Consider the following 20,192-nt stretch of genomic DNA (forward strand, 5'->3'; position numbering starts at 1 on the left):
TGGCGAGGCCGCGTATGCGCGCCCTCGCCAGGCAGGCCTGAGTCGGGCCCGCTGGGCGCAACGCCAATTGAAAGGGTAGACTGCGCCCATGAGTACAGCCCCCTTTATCACACCGCTTGAACCCAACCGCACGGACGCGCCCTCAGGCTTGCGTATTGGTGGCGACTGGACCTTGGCGCATTACGTCCGACTGGAAGCCGAGGTGCTAAACCTTCGCGGCACCTTGCCCAAGGCCGTGAGCATTGACCTGCAAGACCTTGGCGCATTGGACACCGCAGGTGCCGGGCTGTTGGTCGACTTACTCGGCAGTCAACGGCTGGCGCAACTGGCCAAGGATGCACCTGGCCTGGCCAGCGAACGCCGCGCACTGTTGCAGGCGGTGGGTGACGCCATCGCCGCGTCCGGTGACGCTGTACCGGCCAAACGAATCCCAGCCTGGCGCGAGTTCTTCGGGCAAATTGGCCAAGCCATGGAAGAGCTCTGGCAGCAAAGCGTGGCGCTGCTTGAGTTTATCGGCATGACCCTGGCCGCGATGGCCGCCATCACCTTGCGGCCAACGCGCTGGCGCGTTACCTCGTTGGTCGCCCACTTGCAGCAGAGCGGCCTGAATGCCGTACCCATCGTTGCCCTGCTGACCTTCCTGGTTGGCGCCGTGGTGGCCTTTCTCGGCGCCACGGTACTGGCCGACTTTGGCGCGAGCATCTACACCGTCGACCTGGTGGCGTTCTCTTTCCTGCGCGAGTTCGGCGTGCTGCTCACCGCCATCCTCATGGCTGGGCGCACCGCCAGTGCGTTTACAGCGCAAATCGGCTCCATGAAAGCCAACGAGGAAATCGACGCCATTCGCACGCTGGGCCTCAATCCCATGGAAATCCTAGTGCTGCCACGGGTGTTCGCCCTGCTGATTGCCCTGCCGATTTTGACCTTTATCGCCATGCTCAGCGGCATCCTCGGCGGAGCGGTGGTGTGCGCCCTAAGCCTGGATATTTCCCCGGCCATGTACCTGGCCATGCTGCAGGAAAATATCGCCCTCAAGCACTTTCTGGTGGGCATCGCCAAGGCACCGATTTTTGCCTTCCTGATTGCCGTGATCGGCTGCCTGGAAGGCTTCAAGGTCACCGGCAGCGCGCAGTCGGTGGGCGAGCGCACCACCTCCAGCGTGGTCCAGTCGATTTTTGTGGTGATCGTACTCGATGCCCTCGCCGCGCTGTTTCTGATGGAGATGGGCTGGTGACGGGCGAAGCAATCATCGAAGTACGCCAGCTGGTTAACCGCTTCGGCGCCCAAACCGTGCATCAGGACCTCGACCTGGACCTCTACCGCGGCGAAGTACTCGGCGTGGTCGGCGGCTCGGGCACCGGCAAGTCGGTCTTACTGCGCAGTATTCTCGGCCTGCGCCGCGCCAACGCGGGCACTGTGCGGGTGTTTGGTGAAGAATTACTGAGCCTGCCGCCCGAGCGTCGCTCACAACTGGAGCGGCGCTTCGGTGTGCTGTATCAACGCGGCGCGCTGTTTTCCTCACTAACGGTGACTGAGAACATCGCCCTACCGCTGATCGAGCACGCGGGCCTCAATCGTCCAGCCGCCGAGCGCCTGGCCCAGGTCAAATTGGCGCTGGTTGGCCTGCCGCGCGAGGCCGGCGACAAATACCCAACCGAACTGTCGGGTGGCATGATCAAGCGCGCCGCTCTGGCCCGTGCGCTGGCCCTGGAGCCGGAGATTCTGTTTCTCGATGAGCCCACCGCCGGGCTCGACCCCATTGGCGCGGCCGCCTTCGACCAATTGATTCTGACCCTGCGCGATGCGCTGGGCCTTAGCGTATTCCTGGTCACCCATGACCTGGATACGCTTTACACCATCTGCGACCGGGTCGCTGTGCTGGCAGAAAAACACGTGCTGGTGGCTGACCGCTTGGACGTTGTAGCCGCCACCGACAACGCGTGGGTTCACCAATACTTTCACGGCCCGCGCGGACGCGCAGCCGAACAGGCGGCTCATGCCGCGCCAGGGAGCAACTGAATGGAACCGCGTGCCCACCACGTGTTAATTGGCCTGTTTACCGTGCTCATGGCGGCCGGCGCACTGGGCTTTGCCCTGTGGCTGAGCAAAGCCAGCTCGGATCAGGAACTGCGCGACTATGACGTGATTTTCAACGAGGCCGTTAGCGGTCTGTCCCAAGGCAGCGTGGTGCAGTACAGCGGCATCAAGGTCGGTGATGTCATCAGCCTACGCCTCGACCCACAAGACCCACGCAAAGTCCGCGCGCACATTCGCGTTAGTGCCAGCACCCCGATCAAACAGGATACCCATGCACGCCTGTCGATCACCGGCATCACCGGCTCGGCACTAATCCAGTTGCACGGCGGCACACCTGAAAGCCCAATACTTGAAGGCAAGGGCAATAGGCGCGCAGAGATCATCGCCGACCCGTCGCCGCTGTCACGCCTGATGACCAACGGCGAGGACTTGGTCATCAGCATCACCAGCCTGCTCAACCGCGCCAACGAGCTGTTTTCCGCCGACAACATCGGGCGCATCTCACGCACCTTGGAAAACATCGAACAAACCAGCGCCAGCGTCGCTGATCAACGCGATGAACTGCGCCAGGCCCTGCAACAGATGAGCGCCGCCAGCCAGGAAGCCGTCGACCTGATGCGCAACGCCAACCAACTGCTCAGCGGCCAAGGCCGTGACGCGATGGACAGCGCCAGCCGCCTGATGGCCTCGCTGGAGCGCAGCAGCAGCACCGTTGAGCAGCTGCTGATAAAAAACCGCAGCGCACTCGACGGCGGCATGCAGGGCGTTGCCGAAATCGGCCCGACCATCATTGAACTGCGCGAAACCCTCAGCGCCCTGCGCTCCTTCTCCCGCCGTTTAGAAGAAGACCCAGCCGGCTACCTGCTGCGCAGCGAAACCATTAAGGAGTTTCAACCATGAGCCGCCTTCGCCTGCTCGCCGTTATCCTGCTGACTGGCAGCCTTACCGCTTGTTCGGTATTGCCGAAAAGTCAGGTATTGAGCATCTACCGCTTGCCGGCGAGCAGCTTGCCCAGCCACGACACCAGTACCGACTGGGCGCTACGGGTGAACACGCCCTACAGCAACCAACTGCTCGACAGCACGCGGATTGCCGTACTGCCGCCGGGCGACCAGATCAGCGCTTACCAGGGCGTACGCTGGAGTGACCGCGCGCCGCTGTTGCTGCGTGACCGGCTGATCGACGCCTTCCTCGACGATGGCCGTCTCCGAGCAGTCAGCAGCGATGCAAGTCGCCTGCAAGCAGACCTGGAGCTGGACGGCGACCTGCGCGCCTTCAACAGCGAATACCAGAACGGCCGTCCCGGCGCCCACATCCTATTTGAAGCACGACTGGTGGAAAGTGGCAGCCTGCGCATCCTCGCCAGCCGCCGTTTTGAAGTCAGCCAAGCGGCCAGCGACACCTCGGTACCCGCCGTGGTCAACGCTTTCGGCCAAGCCGGTGACCAACTGGCCCGTGACGTGCTGGAATGGACGCTGCACCAGGGCAAGGCCTTCCGTCACCACGCGGAACCCGCAGCACAACAGTAGCGGGCTGCACACCGCAGCGCCCGCGTTGACCGGCATTAATAGCCAAACACCGGGCGCGCTGAGGTGAATAGTCGGCGGATACGTATCAGCCCGCCTCAGCCGCCACCCAGGCTCGCACCTCGGCATAGGGATAGTTTTCCAGCGCCGCGAAACTGCTGAGCTGCCGCGATTTAAGCTTGGTAAACAGCGGCACGCTGATCCCGCAAAGAAAGCGCGTCAGGCATTCAGCGCTCGGCTCACGGCCCTTAAGCTCCACATGCTTGCGCACAAAACTGCCACACAGCTCATCCAGGCGTTGCTCGCTAAGCGGCGCCAAGGCAGGCGGTGCCGGTAGGTGGGCGATTTGCCCACGGCACACCGAACAATGCCCACATTGCTGGGGCGCATTGGCATCGCCGAAATAGGCAGCCAGACGCTGGCTCAAGCACTGCTCGCTGGCAAACAGCGCGAGCATGGCGTGGATCCGGTGGATTTCACTGGCTTCCTGCTGGCTGAAATAACCATGCAGCTCAGCGCTTAACGCTGCCGGATCAAAACCCGGGTCGAGCAGCGCGTAGACCTCGGTCATCTGCTTGCTTTCCAGCTCAATCCAGCCTTTTTCCTGGAAGTAATCCAGCGCCTTAATCACCCGACCGCGTTCGGCCTGGTGCTGCTGGTAAAGCTGGTCGAAATCCACGGTGCACCACGTGCGGGCGCGCTGCGAGGTGCTGATCAACGCCTCGACAAACTGGCGCCGCTCGCCGTCGAATTTCTCCAGCAACGCCTCGGGCTCCAAGAGGAATTTGAAGCGATATTCGGCGAAATAGGCATAACGCGGGGCGATGACGCCGCACAACTCCAACTGCACCAGCAGGGTTTTCAGCGGCAGCTGGCGGATATTGCTCTGCTCGGACAGCTGGTTAAGCATCAGCTCCCATTCGCCGCCCTGACTGTTACTCAGCAGCTCATCCAGTACGCAGCGAATGCCATCTAGCTCCGGCGTATCGCCATAGACGAAGTTTTCCAGCACGTTGAGGCTGTCGCGGTTGGCCAGCACCAGGCAGTCGGAGGGCTGACCATCGCGGCCGGCGCGGCCAATTTCCTGGCTGTAATTCTCAATGGATTTCGGCAGGTCGAAGTGCACCACGTTGCGGATATCCGCCTTGTCGATGCCCATGCCGAAGGCGATGGTGGCCACGATGCAGTTGATCTGCCCGACCATAAACTGACGCTGTATCGCCTCGCGCGCATCAGAGGCCATGCCGGCATGGTAAGCACTGGCGGCAATATCACGCTGGCTCAGGCGCGCGGCCACTTGCTCGGCGGTCTTCTGCTGAGTGACGTAAACGATGCTTGGCTGCCCGGCCTTGGCACCCAGCCACTGCTCCAAGCGGCGCTGCTTGTCGGCGCCGCTGACCGGCTCGACCAACAGGTTGAGGTTGGCCCGGTAGAAGCCGGTGGTGACCACATCTTCGGCGGCGATGGCGAACTTCTTCTGCATATCGGCAATCACTGGCGGTGTGGCCGTGGCGGTGAGCAGCAGCACCTGCGGGATGCCGAACTGGCGCTGGTAGTCCGGCAACTTGAGGTAATCCGGGCGGAAGTTATGGCCCCACTCGGAAATGCAGTGGGCCTCGTCGATCACCAACAGGGAAATTGGCACCTGGGCGATAAAGTTGCGAAAGCGTTCGTTCTTCAGCCGCTCTACCGAGATCATCAGAATCTTCAGCTCACCGGATTTGGCCCGCGTCATCACCTCGGAAGCCTGCTCGCGGCTTTGCGCCGAATCGATGCTGGCGGCGCTAATGCCGCGGCCATGCAGAAACGCCAGTTGGTCCTGCATCAGCGCCAGCAAAGGCGAAACCACCAGGGTCAGATGCGGCAAATGCAGCGCCGGCAGCTGGTAGCACAGCGACTTGCCCGACCCGGTGGGGAAGATCGCCGCCGCCGAACGGCCCGCCAACACAGCCGTCACCACGCGCTCCTGGCCGGGACGCAATTGCTGAAAGCCGAACACGCGCTCAAGGGTACTCATGACTGTCACTCCATTGACCGCACCTGCGGTAAACAACGATTAAGACCTACAGAACGTACCGCTATTGCCAATCCAACTAATGCGACCTGCATTGCTGACGTACAGTTAACCCATGCAGGCAAAACAAGGAGACGAGTATGCAGGTATCTGGTTTCAACGGCAGCTTGCCGGTTACCCACTAGATCGCTCAGCACCCAGGCCAGATGGCCGCGCAGCAAAGACTCCGGCCAAACCGGAGTAGCCGACGTAGCAGCAGGCCGATGCGACATCTGGCGGGAGAACTCAGGCTCGCCGCGAGTGGTAGCAAACCAAAGAACTAACGCCGCCCTACAACTCGAAAGCACCAGCGGCAACCTGTGACACATCGACACTTATCTGGCGTTAGCCAGTCAAACTGAAGTCGACAGTCGCAGGCCAAGGCCCTGGAAATCGCCTGAGTTGCCAACCTCGTTAGCTCTGCGGTTCACGTCAGCCAAATAGCAACACATGAGGCCGTGCAAAGCGGCCACCTGAGTAACAACGCAGCACGCAACACCCGCAAACGTGCCTGATCTGCTTGCAGATAGGCACCTAAAGCCGCCTCCGGGCGGCTTTTCCGTTTTTTATCGCGCCCACAAATCGACGCGGGAGGGGCTTTAGCCGCAACCACTCCTTAAAGCTCGCCGATAGAGCGCCTCCCACCGGTTATCGCTGTGATTTCCCGTGCATAAAAAAACCGCCGATGACGGCGGTTTTTCAACGCGGCTGTTACAGCTTAGAGCTGCGGGCCGGCGTTCTTGATGGCATCGCTGACATCAAACTTCTGGAAGTTGTCGATAAACAGCTTGGCCAGGCCTTTAGCGGCTTCGTCGTAGGCGCTCTTGTCTTCCCAGGTGTTGCGTGGGTTGAGCAGGTTGGTTTCAACACCCGGCACCGACTTCGGCACGCTCAGGTTGATGATCGGCAGTTGCTCGGTTTCAGTACCGATCAGCGCGCCGCTCTGGATGGCTGCAATCACGCCACGGGTGGTCGGGATGTTGAAGCGCTTACCAACGCCATAGCCACCACCGGTCCAGCCGGTGTTAACCAAGTAAACCTTGGAGCCAAAGCCACGGATGCGCTTGATCAGCAGCTCCGCGTATTCGCCAGCCGGACGCGGGAAGAACGGTGCGCCAAAGCAGGTGGAGAAGGTCGACTTGATGCCGCCGCCGCTACCCATTTCAGTGGAACCGACCAGCGCGGTGTAGCCGGAGAGGAAGTGGTAAGCCGCTTGCTCTTCGTTGAGGATCGACACCGGCGGCAGAACGCCAGTCAGGTCGCAGGTGAGGAAAATCACCGCATTCGGCTCACCACCGAGGTTCTTCTCGCTGCGCTTCTCGATCAGCTCCAGCGGGTAGGCCGCACGGCTGTTCTGGGTCAGGCTGTCATCGGCGTAGTTCGGTACACGGTTTTCATCGAGCACCACGTTTTCCAGCACGGCGCCGAACTGGATGGCTTTCCAGATGACTGGCTCGTTCTTCTCGGACAAGTCGATGCACTTGGCATAGCAGCCGCCTTCGATGTTGAACACCACACCCACGCCCCAACCGTGCTCGTCGTCACCGATCAGGTAACGGCTTGGGTCAGCCGACAGGGTGGTTTTGCCGGTGCCGGACAGGCCGAAGAACAGGGTGACGTCGCCTTCTTCACCGATGTTAGCCGCGCAGTGCATCGGCAGCACATCGGCGTCCGGCAGCAGGAAGTTCTGCACGCTGAACATGGCTTTCTTCATTTCACCGGCGTAACGCATGCCGGCGATCAGGACTTTCTTGGCAGCAAAGTTGAGGATCACGCAGCCATCGGAGTTGGTGCCGTCACGCTCCGGTACGCACTCGAAGTTGGCGACGTTGAGCACTTGCCACTCGTCTTTGCCCGCCGGGTTGTACTGCTCAGGGTTGATGAACAGGCAACGGCCGAACAGGTTTTGCCAGGCAGTGGCGGTGGTCATCTTCACCGGCAGGTAGTGGGCGTCGGCAGAACCTACATGTACGTAGGAGACAAAGCTGTCTTGTGCATCGGAGAACGCTTGGACGCGGTCCCACAGGGCATCGAACTTGTCGGCCGGGAACGGACGGTTGATCGCGCCCCAGGCGATTTTCGCCTCGGTGCTCGGCTCTTGCACGATGAAGCGATCAGCCGGCGAACGACCCGTGCGATGGCCTGTGCGTACGACCAGCGAGCCAGTGGCGGCCAGCTCGCCCTCACCGCGACGAAGGGCTTCTTCGACCAGTTGGGCGGCGCTGATGTCGGTGTACACGGCATTGTTGGCTTGCGTCATGTGGGTCCCCGTCGGCCATACGGCCGAGTCTTCCGAACGTTTTGTAGTAGAAATTTGCGCGCTACTACAGCGAAAAAAGTGCGCCGGATTATGCCAGAAGACGCACCAAAAAGGCGAGTCACCCGGTCGGACGGCATGCTGTGTAAGGCTTCTAGGGGGTTTGGCCACCTAGAGCGCAATGTATCACAGCCTGTATCCCAATCCCTCGACAGCTCCACTGCGAAATCCAGGGCAGCCATGCTCATTATCAAGCTATCAAACAGGGTCTGAAATGGCTTATTCAGCTTTCCAATGACGGCGATAGACCAGCACTCTCCTCCGCATCGAGCACAAGCCCGACACAACGCAAACATGGACAACCAGGACAGCACCAGAGAACCAGCATCCTGGAGTAGCCTTCTCAATGCTCTGGGTGAGTTACCAGCAAGGCCTTCAGAAACGCACCAGGGACGCTCACCACGGCACGCAGCCGACGCACTGAGCAACCGGCCAAGGGTCAATCTGGAACACGCCCAAAAGAGCCATCCGGGACTGTTTCCGGGTGAAAAATCTGTGAGACCTTTTAGTAATAGCGTTGAGGCTCTTCCCCCCTGCCCCCACCCTGTTCATCTATGAAAGATTGGGTAATTGCACAGACTTGCCTACCCACCTGCATTCGACCTGACCCGTCATTTGCATTGGGTTTGACCGGCATGCTGCCAGAGAACAACCACTGCCGCCGGTTACGACAGACAACAACTGGCCAGGAGAGGTCATCGAGTGCTTATTAACTCTGGAGCGGTCCAGCTGTCATGCGGCCTCCGCGTGGACGGATGAGCCTTCAGCGGGCAAGCTAGCTTCATATATTGATAAGGGGAAAATGTCTTGAGCAGATCCTTTTGGGAGAAGACAGACAAAGCTCTGAGTTGTCTGTTACTGGTGTTTATCCCATTGTGGCTGCTGCTGATGGCGGTGCTGGGTATTAAGCTGGCCAAAGATCTCAGTAGCGATGGTCTAGCCGGCTGGGTGCAGGCCATAGGTTCGATATTTGCTCTTGTCGGGGCCGCTTTTTTCCCTGTATGGCATGCTGACAGAGCTGAGCAACGCAGAAAGCGTGATGCTCAATCTGCCTTGGCTGTGATAGTGAGTAAGGTTGTCAGTGATCTTTGGCTGTTGACCAACTGCTTGGCCGACCCAGTCAGGGAGAAAGACTGGATGATTGAGTACCTCCGAAACCATAGGGATTCGGACTTCAGCAATTCACAGCTTGAGTTGGAGATGTTCTCTGCTGCGGATCTGTCGCCTGGTGCTTTTGGGGTATTGAAAGCTCTCCGGGAGGCAGTTGATGTTGCCAAGAAGGCTGTTAAGGAGCTTCCAGGTTGGATAGATGCGGGGCACTCCCATCCCGATCTGGCTCAATCGCTTAGGGGGAAACGTGACCTCCTGATGCTCCTTTGGGCCACATACTCCGGCAAGCCACTGGACAAGACATCCGCAGGCCATATCGTATTCGGCCAAAACCTTGAGAGGATCAATCTCCGACCCGCTCCTAAGCTTCACCGTGATGTTCGTATTCACTGCTGCTACTGCACTCGTGAGCAAGACGTCCGCTTAGGACTTATGCCATATGCCGTCCTGATTCAGGTGGTTGCGCCTTACGGGAAGCCTTGCAGTACCTTGTTATATCGTGAAAAGCATGGCTGGAAGAACCCGCGTGAAATCGATGCCTTCGTCATTAGTATGTCCGATGCGCTGATTAACTCCTGGGAGCATGATCCTCGCCAGGACCTGTGAGGCTTCATACCCCACAAGCTGCGTTGCCGACGCCTCCCCGTCTTCAGTAGCAAATAGCTTTGGAGCCCCCGGCGTCGCCCCGTACAAGTAGGAAGCTGAAGTAATCCCAAAGCTGTCTTCTTCTGACCGGTCTCTGTCGGCAGCCACTAGGGCGGGCGCTGGTCAAGTCGAATGCAAACGCCTGGTCAGCTGGAATGTAATTTACTGGTCAGTGACTGTGCAAACTGATGGTCAAATCACTGCAATTTCGTAACAGTTAGCCCACAAGGATGAGCAGGGGTTCGTTCATTCTTGGAAGATAGCGTTCACAGATGAGCTGACCTAGCTCATAGCTGGTGAGCTACCACGACCCAAGGCATGCGGTCGTTTGGGTATACCTCAGCGATAACAGCAACAGCTCCTCAGTTTGTTGTCGTTTGAAGTGGAGCTGACTGACCACCCTGAACACCAACGCCTCCCAGGCCGTCACCATGAGCAGCCGCGAGATTGCCGAGCTGACCGGGAAGCGTCACGGCGATGTCATCCGCGACATCCGCAACATGATTGAGCAACTAGGGGATGACGCAGATTTGCGTCATGTCGTGGAAGCCAAGGATGCCCGTGGGTACACCGACTGCTTCCACCTCCCGAAAGACCTGACCATCACCCTGGTCTCTGGCTACAACGTCAAGATGCGCCACGCCATCACCACACGGTGGATGGAGCTGGAGGCTAAACAGGCTCCACGTCTCCCGACCACCTTCGCTGAGGCGCTGCGTCTGGCTGCTGAGCTGGAAGAGCAGAAGGAAACCCTGCGCCTGGAGAACGAAGCCATGAAGCCCCACGCGGAGGTCGGCCAAGCGGTCGGCTCCCGCAAGCGGACCACCCTCATGGACTTCGCCAAGAAGCTCCCAGGCATCAACACGATGCAGGTCCAGAAGACCCTGGCTGGCCTCGGTCACCTGCGCAAGGTGGAAGGCCACTGGGCTGTCTATCACTCGTCCAAGAAGTACTTCACCGAGTCCTTCGATGGGCTGGGCTACTCGGTCATCACGGTGACTGAGAAGGGCCAGCAACTGGTGACCCGCCTGTACCTGGAAGGTGAGTCCCCACTCCCGCAGTCCCCCCTCCAGGCCCCATCCTATTCATCTATGGCAGATAGCTCACAAGGATGAACAGGGGTTCGTTCATTCTTGGAAGATATCGCTCACAGATGAGCTGACCTAGCTCATAGCTGGTGAGCTAACACGACCCTAGAGCCTGCGGTTGTTTGGGGATATCTCCGGCAATCCCTAGCGGCATATCATCGGAGAGGTCGAAAGCGCTTATGTATTGCCTGCCTCCCCAGCAAGCAGTGATGGTGCTACTGTTGGCAGATACAGTTTTAGCGCTTCCCTCACAACGCACGGATGCTCAGGGCAACAAACATGAAGCCAGTAGAGTACATATTCACTGTTGACTCGCTGAGACCCTCAACTGCCTCGATGCATAGGGTCGCCCAATACTTCCTTGAGCTTGCCAACCTTCTTGGGCAGGCCGACCACGTCCATTTTCACGAGGTTTCTGAAGGAAGCTTGCGGTGCCACGCGCTAGCAGATTTTGAATCTATACCCAGCATCGAACAGCGCATACAGCAGATTGCGGATATAGGAAGCGACTCAGCCAAGGTGTTCGACAAGCTCAACCAGATGCTGGCAAAGGACAATGCTGTAGGTCGCCTGGATCGCGTCGGCGTGGATGGCACCACTGCAAAGATTTACTCATTCCCTGGTAGGGAACTGCCGAAACCTACCATCTTGAAGTTGCGTCAAGCTGGCAGCCTAGACGGTGTGGTTGTTTCGGTCGGTGGTAGAGATAACTCATCACACGTTCATCTTGATGCGGGCGATGGGCGATATTGGAAATGTGAAACCAGCAGGGAGCTTGCAGTAGGCCTAGCGCAGCACCTTTACGGCCAGACTATCAGAGTCTTTGGGACTGGTACTTGGGTGCGTGGCGTAATGAGGAAGTGGGATCTCGACGGTTACTTCCATGTGGATAAGTTTGAGGTCTTGAGGGACGAGACCTTCGGAGAGGCTCTCGACCACCTCCGTGCACTAGGTACTGATTGGGATAAGCAGGAAAGTATGAGCAAGGCATGGATGAAGCTGCGAGAGGGAGATTGCTAATGGTTTTGCTCGACACATCAGTACTTGCGTATCTGCTCTACCCGACAGGTCACATACCTATTGACCCATCTACAGGTGAGCCTGTCGCCCACTGCCAAGAACGACTTGAGCACTTTGTAAACGTTCATCAGCGCTCGAAGATTCTAGTAGCCACTCCAAGCTATGCAGAGTTTCTTGTTCATGCTGGACAACGATATGAAGAGGTCCTTGAGCTATTCAAGCGTTCTTCAGCTATCAAGGTGGTCCCATTTGACGAGGCATCTTCGTTAGAGTGTGCAATGCTTGAACTTGAGGCGCGTGATTCGGGGGACAAGCGTTCTGGGAGCAGTGCGCCTTGGCAGAAGGTCAAAGTCGATAGGCAAATCGTAGCTATCGGGCTGTTCTATGGCGTTGACTGTCTTTACACCGAAGACATCAATATGAGGGCGGTCGCCCAACGGGCAGGCCTTGATGTTAAGGGCATTGCCGACATGCCGATTCCAGAGGCTGCTAGGCAACATCGCTTGGATTTGCAGGACGCAGTTGTTCAACAATCGCCGCAGCTCTCCTAAGGTGGGCTCGATCTAGGTCTAAACGCATTGCTCCCAGCTCAGTAATGCTCAAAAGAGTGGTGGCTTTGTCCCAGCATGAGCCGCCTCTGCTTCCCGCCCAGGCCCCGACTGAGCTAGCGGTAGATTGTGGCGTATCCCCATTGGCTGATGATCTTCGCCCTGGCGCTTGCCCTTGGCGCTCTCCATCTATCTTCCTCTGATTTACCCGCGCTAGGGGCTCCTCTGCAGCAGTGGCAATAAGGGTTTAAGCCCGACCCTAGCAAGGGTTGACCTGGAACACGCCTTGAGGAGCCAGCCAGGAGTGTTTTCGGGTGAAAAATCTGTGAGGCCTTTTTAGTAATAGCTTTGAGGCCTTCCCCCCCCCCTGCCCCCCCCTTGTTCATCTTTGTCAGATAGCCCACAAGGATGAACAAAGGTGCGTTCATCAAGTGAACAGGGTGCGTTCATCCTTGGAAGATATCGCTCACAGATGAGCTGACCTAGCTCACCAGCTATGAGCTAACACGACCCAAGGGGCTGCAGTCACTTGGGTGTAACTCAGCGGCAACGGCGGCTTGGCTTGTACTCGTTTGCGAGGGTGCTGACCACTTATGCGGCAACAAGGAGCTGTCACCAATGTTTGTCCGCGCATACCTAGGTGCTACACCTATCTCCAGTTTCGGTTGTGGTAAAGCGCGTCCAGCCTGGCTCAAGAAGTACACCTTGTGAGCCAAGCAACAGCACCTGGAACCGCCACGGAAGAATGCCGCCTCCAGGATGGCTCAAATCTGTTGACCGTACTGAGCTACTCAGGCATATTTTGAGCCTATGTTATGAGCTAACTAGGCAACACATATGACCGCTACCCTTGCATACACCCGCGTCAGCACCGACGGCCAGTCCATTGAGAGCCAGCGCCATGCCATCGCCCAGCGTTACAACGTCAGCGAGGACGGCTGGTTCACCGATGAGGCCACCAGCGGCGCTACTAAGGCCCTGGATAGGAAGGGATTCAAGTCTCTCTTCGACTACGCCAGGAAGGGCGACACCGTCATCGTTGCAGCCATCGACCGCTTGGGTCGCAACACCATCGATGTATTGGAGACGGTCGAGGCGCTGAGGGCGAAGGGCGTCACCGTTATCTCCATGCGCGAAGGCTTCGATCTGTCCAACCCCACCGGGAAGCTGATGCTGACCCTCCTGGCTGGCGTGGCTGAGCTGGAGCGCGAGAACATCAAGGCGCGGCAGATGGCGGGCATCAACAAGGCCAAGGCAGAGGGTCGCAAGCTGGGAGCACCTAAGCAGCACGACGACACAGCCATCGCAGCATGGCGGAAGGAGACTGGCTCCAGCATCGCCACCACCGCCGAACACTGGGGCGTCTCCCTTGCAACCGTTAAGCGGGCCTGCAGGGCGCAGCAGGACTGCTAATGGATTTACCCCCACTAAGCGCTAAAGGCGGCAGCCTCTAGGCCCCATACGACACCCCTAAGCCGAATCGACACCCTGCCCGGAGAACTCCAGGCGGGGCGCTGTCGTTCGCCTATCAACAGGAAATTCAAGCAATGCGACCCACTACGCTGGTGCAGATCAGCCTGCGCCCAGGCCAATTCCGCCGCCTGACCACATTGTCGTACACCACCGGCACAGGGCGACGCGGCCCAGCCCACCTCACGCTATCCTTCAAGCTGTGTAAGGCCTGGATAGACCACCGGGTATGCCGTTGGCTCGCATTCCGCGCTGCCGAGTATTCACGATGAGCTACGTCGTTACGGCCGCCTTAAAAGAATATCTGGCTCCAGCAAGCGAGACATTCGTCGCTGGCCCACCCCCTACGATCCACCCTCTGGGGGCGCGTGAGGCAATCTTTGTTACGGATATGGGGCGTCACTACACAGTCGATCTCAGGACTGGCGAGATCCTGGCCTCAAGCGAGCCTCTGCCTAGGACACCACCGCGTCCTGTCCATACAAGCAAGACCGTTGGTATCGATACCCCGTGGCCCTGCATGGCACGTGACGAAGATGAATTGAAAGAGGCCATACAGCCCTTCGACCATTGGCTTGACCGACACTACCTTGAGGACGCGAATCTGCTAGGGCTGCTTCGTGTCGGCATCAATGGGTCAGCTATCAGATTGCTTCAGCACTTGGCCGAGCAGCTCTCAGGTCATAACTACTGGTTCGGCAAGCTGAAGAACTTGAGTGGGCAGCTGGGCCTACCCGAGAGGACTGTCAGGGCAGCTCTGGAGGAGTTGGATGATGCAGGTCTGATTGAACGGACTACCCAAGGTAAGAGCTGGCCGACCCGAATCCGCATCCATCCCTGGTACGCATGGAGGGGTGACTTAGCCAGTCGAGAGCGAGCGTTGGGCGAATGGGTGAAACGCCGTGTCGCACTCAGCTCAGACCGGCAAGATTCTGCCGTCAATCTCCTCCGGAGCCCTTGAGCTTCAGGGGTGGTCGCTATCCCTTAAATATATATAGGCGTGACTCGCTCCGTCGCTGACCACTACCAGAAATGACCAACGCCCCTTCTAGGGCAGGCGTAAGCCGGGCAGTAGCGCAGTAGCTTTGCTACGAAGCTGCTGACTGGGTTCGTCAGAGCCTGACCAACAGTCGAAGACCAACTTAGACGAACAGAAGGCTGTGTCTTCATAGTTGTTGTTTCACCAACAACGAAGGGAGCTTCGCCCTTGAGGCTGCCTTGACTGCCTTAGCTTGGTCGGTCTCTCCGGGCACCGGTCAGCAGCTGCGCTACTGCCCGCTACCACGACCGCCCTTCTCCCAAGACCGCCTCAAGTAATCCCCTGAGCGGTCCATTCAGACCACTTACATCTATGTAGGGAATTGGTCCGCCTCATCTGCAGGTTGGTCATTTCCCGTGACAGGACATCAAACCATGAGCACCTACATCATCTACGTCGATGGCGCATGCCTCGGCAATGGTTCCGACTTTGCCCGTGCTGGGTGGGGAGCCACTCTAACTAACCCACAAGGAGACACGCTAGACATCGCAGGTCCTGTTCCTGAGGGACAACCTCAGACTAACGGGAGAGCCGAGTTAATGGCTGTTCTGGAGGCCCTGAGGTACTGCTCCAAGACTGTACCTATAACTCTCTACTCGGACAGCGAACTGGTCACCAGAGGCTGTAACGAATGGCTGCCCGGCTGGAAGGCTAGAGGGTGGAAGAAGGCCAACAAGAAGGTGCCTGAGCACCTCGACCTCTGGAAGCTCATAGATCTTGAGATACAAACCAAGAACATCAGGGTCGAGTGGGTTAAAGCCCATAGCGGCGTTCCTGGAAACGAGAGAGCCGACCAATTGGCCAACATTGGCGCTAAGGGAAAGAGGGTCTATAAGCTGACTAGGAAAGCAATCTAGGTGCAGGAGGACCGAAGGGGGGGAGAGGTGTCTCTCCTCCTGCTGTTTTCAAGTTGAGACCAGCGCTGCCGGGGACAGCTACGCCGGATGCCGTGGAAGTCTTTATTACCCTCGAAGCCCAACTGAACCATGGTCCGGGCGAACTACTTGGAGGTAACCGCGCTGAAGCCGTCCTCCTTGCCGCAGGTCAGCTCGGATAAGCCCAGAGAGCATGTCGACCTGTGGCAGTGCAGTGATCCTATACTGCAAGGGAAAGAGGTCACCGCCTACTGGGTTAAGGCCCACAGCAGCATCCCTGGCAACGAACGGGCCGACGCCTTGGCCACCTTGAGGCCACTGGGAAAACGCTCTGAAAGCGCACCAAGAGACCTACAGAGGCGGCAGAAGGGTGCAGGCTACTGGCTATCCACATTGAAATCAGCCACCCCAGCGGCGCGCATAGCAGAGGCCAATCTATGCAGGTGTGCCCGCTTGCCGTAGCGACCTGTTGTGATGTCCAAATCACCATGACCAATCAGCTCTTTTGTTTGCTGCACACCCAGTCCTAGCTGCTTGCAACGGTCAGCCAGTGCATGCCGGAACGCGTAAGGTGTCAGACCTTCGCCCAGAGACAGACCCGCCACAGCTACAACATCAGCCAAGGCTCTCCGCACAGAGTCATCCAAGCGACCTTTGGCGGTCACCTTCCAGGGGAACAGGAAGCCGTCGTCCTTACCCTTCCGCTCTTGGAGGTACTGCCCGAACAACTCAGCCAAGTCCTCAGGGAACAGCAACGGAACCATACGCCGGGAGTGTCTGTTCTTGAGCCGCTGCCCCTCAACCAGATAGGAGTAGTCGACGAAATAGCAGCCGGCTTCTTGGTCATAATCGACTTGGTCGGAGTGAAGCTGGGCGGCCTCGGTCGGACGGAAGCCACCAAAGGCCATCAACAGCAATACCCAGGCCTTGGACTGGCTGGAATCGCCGTTTCTTGAGCGCCCGCCCAAGCGCACCTCCCCGCGAGCGGCACGGGAACAATGAGCGACCAGAGAACGCAGTTCCACATCCGAGAACCGCTCACCCTCCTCGTCTGCGCGTGCGTCAATCTTGCCCGCTCGCTGTTGGTAGCCACCGCTCTCTTGAAGACGTACAGCAGGCGACAGCCAACCTGCAGGCAAATGCAAGCGCAGGGTCTCAGCTACCCACTTGAAGAACGTACTGACCTGGGTCATGTACACCCCAACGCTGGATGCTGAGCAAGAGCGCGAGACCTCTTCACGGTATGCCAGCAGATGCTCGCGGGTTGTCGCGCTAATGTCTGAGGCCACGCCGGCACTTTTCAGGTGTGCGCTGAGATTGGCGAGACGGGTTCTGTAGTTGCGTGTGGCGCTATGGCTCAACCCCTCCTTCTCAGCCAGGAAACGCTCTACTGCGTCAGCAACAGGCAGGGGCACAAACGTCGGCACTGGAGCAGACACCGAGGGCGTCGGCTGCGGGATGGCAGCGCGAGACTCCGCTCTCAGCTCTGCAAGACGCACCTTTAGGGCAACTTCACCACCGGCCTGGAACAGCCGATGACGCTCCTCAGCAGCCTGCAAAGCAAAGGCAAGGGCATCCTCACGGGGCAGCCTATCAGGCACCCCCAAGCGGCCTAGGTAAGACTCCACAAAAGGATGCCGAGCCTGAGCGACAGCACGGTCAGCCGACTCTTTGAGGAGCGCCCGGAGGTAAAGCGGATTGAAGACGTTGGCCAGCTCCGGCTCTGACAACAGGTCTTGGAGAATCTGAAATTTCATCTGCAGAGAATCCCACAGCGCGAACGCTCGGCGCTTAGCCTCCATTGCGTCTGAAGTTCGCAGGGTCTGACGAATAAACTGCTGCCCCCCAAGGTGAGGCACAAGCCAGGAAGGCACACGCAGTTGGAACTGGAACGAGGAGGAGCCAGGGCGTCGTTGTATCACAGTTTGTATCGCAATCAAGAGGTCGACTAATCGGCCAACCCCTTGATTTCAATACACTTTGCTTCTATCCGCGTTTATGCCAGAAAAAGCCGACTGCGGGTGCAGCCTCTAATCAGATCATGCTGGCGCGATTGCGGCTATTTGCCACAGATTTACGGATGCGTCAGTGACGCGTATCGGATGGGGCATCACTGCCGCCATCGATAAACAGCTGCAGCACGTCGGCTGCATCAAACAGGTAGCGCTCGTTGCAGAACTGACAATCGATTTCTACGCTGCCGCCATGCTCCTGCAGCAGATCTTCAGCATCGGCCTGACCAAGGCTGATCAGCGCGCGGCTGGAACGCTCGCGCGAGCAGCTGCAACGGAACTGCAGCGCGCGCGGGTCAAACAGACGCAGCGCGTCTTGGTGGTACAAACGGTGCAGCAGGGTTTCGTTATCCAACCCCAGCAGCTCCTCAGTTTTCAACGTGTCAGCCAAGGCCATCGCATGCTGCCAGCTGGCTTCACGCTCATCGCTGTCCTTCAGGCGGTCGGCGGGCAGCTGCTGCAGCAGCAAGCCGCGCGCGCGCTGGCCGTCGGCACTGAGCCAGAAACGCGTTGGTAACTGCTCGGACGTGGCGAAGTAGTTGGTCAGGCAATCGGCCAAGGTGTCGCCTTCCAAGTCGACGATGCCCTGGTAACGCTGGCCGGATTTCGGCTCGACGGTAATGGCTAACACGCCTTCGGGCATCAGCTCACGCAGGCAGACGTCAGCGGCAATGGGTTCGTCGTGATAGCGGGCGATACCGCGCAATTCACCTTCGCTGGAGCACTCCACCATCAACAGCGGCACTGCGCCCGATGAGCGCGCCTGCAGCACCAGCAGGCCCTCAAACTTAAGCGTGCCGATCAATAAGGAGGCCGCCGCCAGCAGTTCACCCAGCAGGTGGGCGACGGGTTGCGGGTAGCTGTGTTTGGCGAGCACATGGCTGTAGCTGTCGGTCAGGCCGACCAGCTCGCCACGGATATCGCTGTCGTCGAACAAAAAGCGTTGGGAAAAATCAGACATGCCAATTTCACTGAATGTAACTCGGTCGGCGATTTTAGGCGCAAACGCCCGCTCGACCAAGCGCCTCTTATCTATCAGCCGTGCGGGCAGAAGCTATCGATGGCTAACCGCGTCACGGTTAGGGCCAAAAGGCAGGTCGAAATTTTGCATTCTGCGACCCAACTCCCTAGCATGCCGGCCGCCTTAAAGCCCTACAGATGACAAGGATGCCACTGCATGAACCCTCCTTTTATCAACGACCAATGGCGTACCCGCCCGCTGCTTGCCTGCCATCTCGTCGCCCTGCTGCTGCTCGCCAGCTGGCTATGGCGCCCCAGCCGCGCAATGTGGGACACGTTCGACCTGCAGCTGTTTGCCTGGCTGAATGACCCCGTGCACAACGCCGGCTTGTGGGCGCAAACCTGGGCAATCGGCAGCATGCGCCCGGTAGACCTGGGGGTTGGCGTGCTGATGTTGCTGGTGATGCTCAAAGCCGACCTGGTGTTCAGCGCCGCGCAGGTGCGCAAAGCGTTGTATGCCTTTCTCGCGACGCTGATCGTGATGCTGCTGTTTCGCGTGGCGTTTGCCGATCTGGTCAAGCTGATGGACTGGCAACGCCCGAGCCCATCGCTGGTGGTAGACGGCGCCGCGCGCCTGACTGAGCTATTCCCGACGTGGGAGGAGCGCTGGGACATGAAGGACAGCGCCAGCCGCAGCTTCCCGGGCGATCACGCTTCGGTGCTGCTGATCTGGGCGATGTTTATGAGCTTCTTTGCGCGCAGTTGGCGCGTGCTGCTGATCTGGAGCATGGCGCTGATCTTTACACTGCCGCGCCTGGTAGCCGGCGCGCATTGGGGCTCGGATGCCCTGGTGGGCGGCCTGTTCCTCGCCCTACTGGGCCTGGCTTGGAGCTGTTTCACCCCGTTCGCCTACCGGGCCAGTGAATGGCTGGAGACGCTTACCCGGCCGCTGACGCGCTTGCTCGCCAGACTGCCCTTGCTCGGCCGGCTGAGCATTATCAGCGGGCGCTAAACGACGCTTTTACTCCTGATTGCCACGAAACTGATGCAGCTGCCGGCGCTGTTTCTTGCTCGGCCGGCCATCGGTTTGCATGCCCAAAGCGCCGGCTTTGCGCTGCGCGGCAGCCTGCTCACGGCGCTCGATGCTCTCGGCGGTTTCGGCATACAGGGTTTGCGCTTCAGGGGCGCCACGACGCACCGTCGACAGTGCTTGCACCACGACGCTGCGCTCGTCAAAACCATAGCGAATCACATAGACATCTCCGATTTTCGGCTCTTTTCCCGGTTTGCAGCGTTCACCACGGTGATGCACCTTGCCGCCTTCAATGGCCGCTTTGGCCAGCGCACGGGTTTTATAGAAGCGCGCGGCCCACAGCCATTTATCCAGGCGCACCTTGTCATCGTCTTTATCGCTCATCTGTTCTCCAATACGGCGGCTGTGCGGGCGGACATTTTGCCTGATGCAGTTGTCACAAGGGCCAACTAGAATGCC

General features: G+C 58.8%; 17 protein-coding genes and 1 pseudogene. 12 read left to right on the forward strand and 6 right to left on the reverse strand.

Annotated features, from left to right (window positions below; all coding sequences use genetic code 11):
• The first annotated feature begins 88 nt into the window (after window positions 1-88).
• The 4 genes from AC0J6G_RS15365 to AC0J6G_RS15380 are packed head-to-tail and all read left to right on the forward strand — an operon-like array spanning window position 89 to window position 3,566.
• Window positions 89-1,234, forward strand: coding sequence for an MlaE family ABC transporter permease (locus AC0J6G_RS15365; protein WP_475249141.1), 1,146 nt, complete (start codon window positions 89-91; stop codon window positions 1,232-1,234).
• The gene (locus AC0J6G_RS15370) at window positions 1,231-2,019 is read left to right on the forward strand and encodes an ABC transporter ATP-binding protein (protein ID WP_475249143.1); all 789 of its coding nucleotides are present in this window, start codon (window positions 1,231-1,233) and stop codon (window positions 2,017-2,019) included. Before AC0J6G_RS15365 ends, AC0J6G_RS15370 begins: the two co-directional genes overlap by 4 nt.
• Window positions 2,020-2,937, forward strand: coding sequence for an MlaD family protein (locus AC0J6G_RS15375; RefSeq protein WP_475249145.1), 918 nt, complete (start codon window positions 2,020-2,022; stop codon window positions 2,935-2,937). It abuts the gene before it with no gap.
• Window positions 2,934-3,566, forward strand: a complete 633-nt coding sequence (locus AC0J6G_RS15380) for an ABC-type transport auxiliary lipoprotein family protein (protein WP_475249147.1) — start codon at window positions 2,934-2,936, stop codon at window positions 3,564-3,566. The genes AC0J6G_RS15375 and AC0J6G_RS15380 overlap by 4 nt, the downstream gene beginning before the upstream one ends.
• 85 nt (window positions 3,567-3,651) lie before the next feature.
• Here the strand turns inward: AC0J6G_RS15380 and AC0J6G_RS15385 are convergent, their stop codons facing one another.
• Entirely contained in the window at window positions 3,652-5,580 is a 1,929-nt protein-coding gene (locus tag AC0J6G_RS15385) for a RecQ family ATP-dependent DNA helicase (RefSeq protein ID WP_475249149.1), read from the reverse strand.
• Between the two features lie 754 nt (window positions 5,581-6,334).
• Window positions 6,335-7,876 (reverse strand): phosphoenolpyruvate carboxykinase, encoded by a 1,542-nt coding sequence (locus tag AC0J6G_RS15390; RefSeq protein WP_475249151.1) that lies wholly within the window; start codon window positions 7,874-7,876, stop codon window positions 6,335-6,337.
• An 864-nt stretch (window positions 7,877-8,740) separates the two neighbouring features.
• Between AC0J6G_RS15390 and AC0J6G_RS15395 the strand changes: the two genes are divergently transcribed.
• The 7 genes from AC0J6G_RS15395 to AC0J6G_RS15425 all read left to right on the forward strand — a co-directional run bounded on the left by AC0J6G_RS15395 (window position 8,741) and on the right by AC0J6G_RS15425 (window position 16,190).
• Window positions 8,741-9,649, forward strand: a complete 909-nt coding sequence (locus AC0J6G_RS15395; protein ID WP_475249153.1) for a hypothetical protein — start codon at window positions 8,741-8,743, stop codon at window positions 9,647-9,649.
• Window positions 9,650-10,119: 470 nt separating this feature from the next.
• Window positions 10,120-10,803 (forward strand): Rha family transcriptional regulator, encoded by a 684-nt coding sequence (locus AC0J6G_RS15400; RefSeq protein ID WP_475249155.1) that lies wholly within the window; start codon window positions 10,120-10,122, stop codon window positions 10,801-10,803.
• A 252-nt stretch (window positions 10,804-11,055) separates the two neighbouring features.
• Window positions 11,056-11,796, forward strand: coding sequence for a hypothetical protein (locus AC0J6G_RS15405; RefSeq protein WP_475249157.1), 741 nt, complete (start codon window positions 11,056-11,058; stop codon window positions 11,794-11,796).
• Window positions 11,796-12,347 carry a type II toxin-antitoxin system VapC family toxin gene (locus AC0J6G_RS15410; protein ID WP_475249159.1) on the forward strand — a complete coding sequence of 184 codons (552 nt, stop codon included), beginning with the start codon at window positions 11,796-11,798 and terminating at the stop codon, window positions 12,345-12,347. The genes AC0J6G_RS15405 and AC0J6G_RS15410 overlap by 1 nt, the downstream gene beginning before the upstream one ends.
• Window positions 12,348-13,181: 834 nt before the next feature.
• Entirely contained in the window at window positions 13,182-13,757 is a 576-nt protein-coding gene (locus AC0J6G_RS15415) for a recombinase family protein (RefSeq protein ID WP_475249161.1), read from the forward strand.
• A gap of 1,470 nt (window positions 13,758-15,227) precedes the next feature.
• Complete coding sequence (locus tag AC0J6G_RS15420) at window positions 15,228-15,710, forward strand: ribonuclease H family protein (RefSeq protein WP_475249163.1); 483 nt, start codon at window positions 15,228-15,230, stop codon at window positions 15,708-15,710.
• Window positions 15,711-15,839: 129 nt separating this feature from the next.
• A complete protein-coding gene (locus AC0J6G_RS15425) occupies window positions 15,840-16,190 on the forward strand; it encodes an RNase H family protein (RefSeq protein WP_475249165.1) in 351 nt (116 codons plus the stop codon).
• Here AC0J6G_RS15425 and AC0J6G_RS15430 read toward each other — a convergent pair.
• From AC0J6G_RS15430 to hslO, 3 genes and pseudogenes are all read right to left on the reverse strand, one after another.
• Complete coding sequence (locus AC0J6G_RS15430) at window positions 16,106-17,485, reverse strand: tyrosine-type recombinase/integrase (RefSeq protein WP_475253778.1); 1,380 nt, start codon at window positions 17,483-17,485, stop codon at window positions 16,106-16,108. The genes AC0J6G_RS15425 and AC0J6G_RS15430 overlap by 85 nt on opposite strands.
• A pseudogene (locus tag AC0J6G_RS15435) lies at window positions 17,486-17,650 on the reverse strand (DUF6538 domain-containing protein); the annotation flags it as partial.
• A 163-nt stretch (window positions 17,651-17,813) separates the two neighbouring features.
• Entirely contained in the window at window positions 17,814-18,701 is an 888-nt protein-coding gene (gene hslO, locus AC0J6G_RS15440) for an Hsp33 family molecular chaperone HslO (RefSeq protein ID WP_475249167.1), read from the reverse strand.
• A 216-nt stretch (window positions 18,702-18,917) separates the two neighbouring features.
• Between hslO and AC0J6G_RS15445 the strand changes: the two genes are divergently transcribed.
• Window positions 18,918-19,712: a phosphatase PAP2 family protein gene (locus tag AC0J6G_RS15445; RefSeq protein WP_475249169.1), complete on the forward strand. Its 795-nt coding sequence runs from the start codon at window positions 18,918-18,920 to the stop codon at window positions 19,710-19,712.
• A gap of 9 nt (window positions 19,713-19,721) precedes the next feature.
• On the opposite strand, the gene AC0J6G_RS15450 is transcribed toward AC0J6G_RS15445, so the two are convergent.
• Window positions 19,722-20,117 (reverse strand): RNA-binding S4 domain-containing protein, encoded by a 396-nt coding sequence (locus AC0J6G_RS15450; protein ID WP_475249171.1) that lies wholly within the window; start codon window positions 20,115-20,117, stop codon window positions 19,722-19,724.
• Between the last annotated feature and the right edge of the window lie 75 nt (window positions 20,118-20,192).

This window comes from Pseudomonas sp. TS_SC_3 (assembly GCF_056156225.1).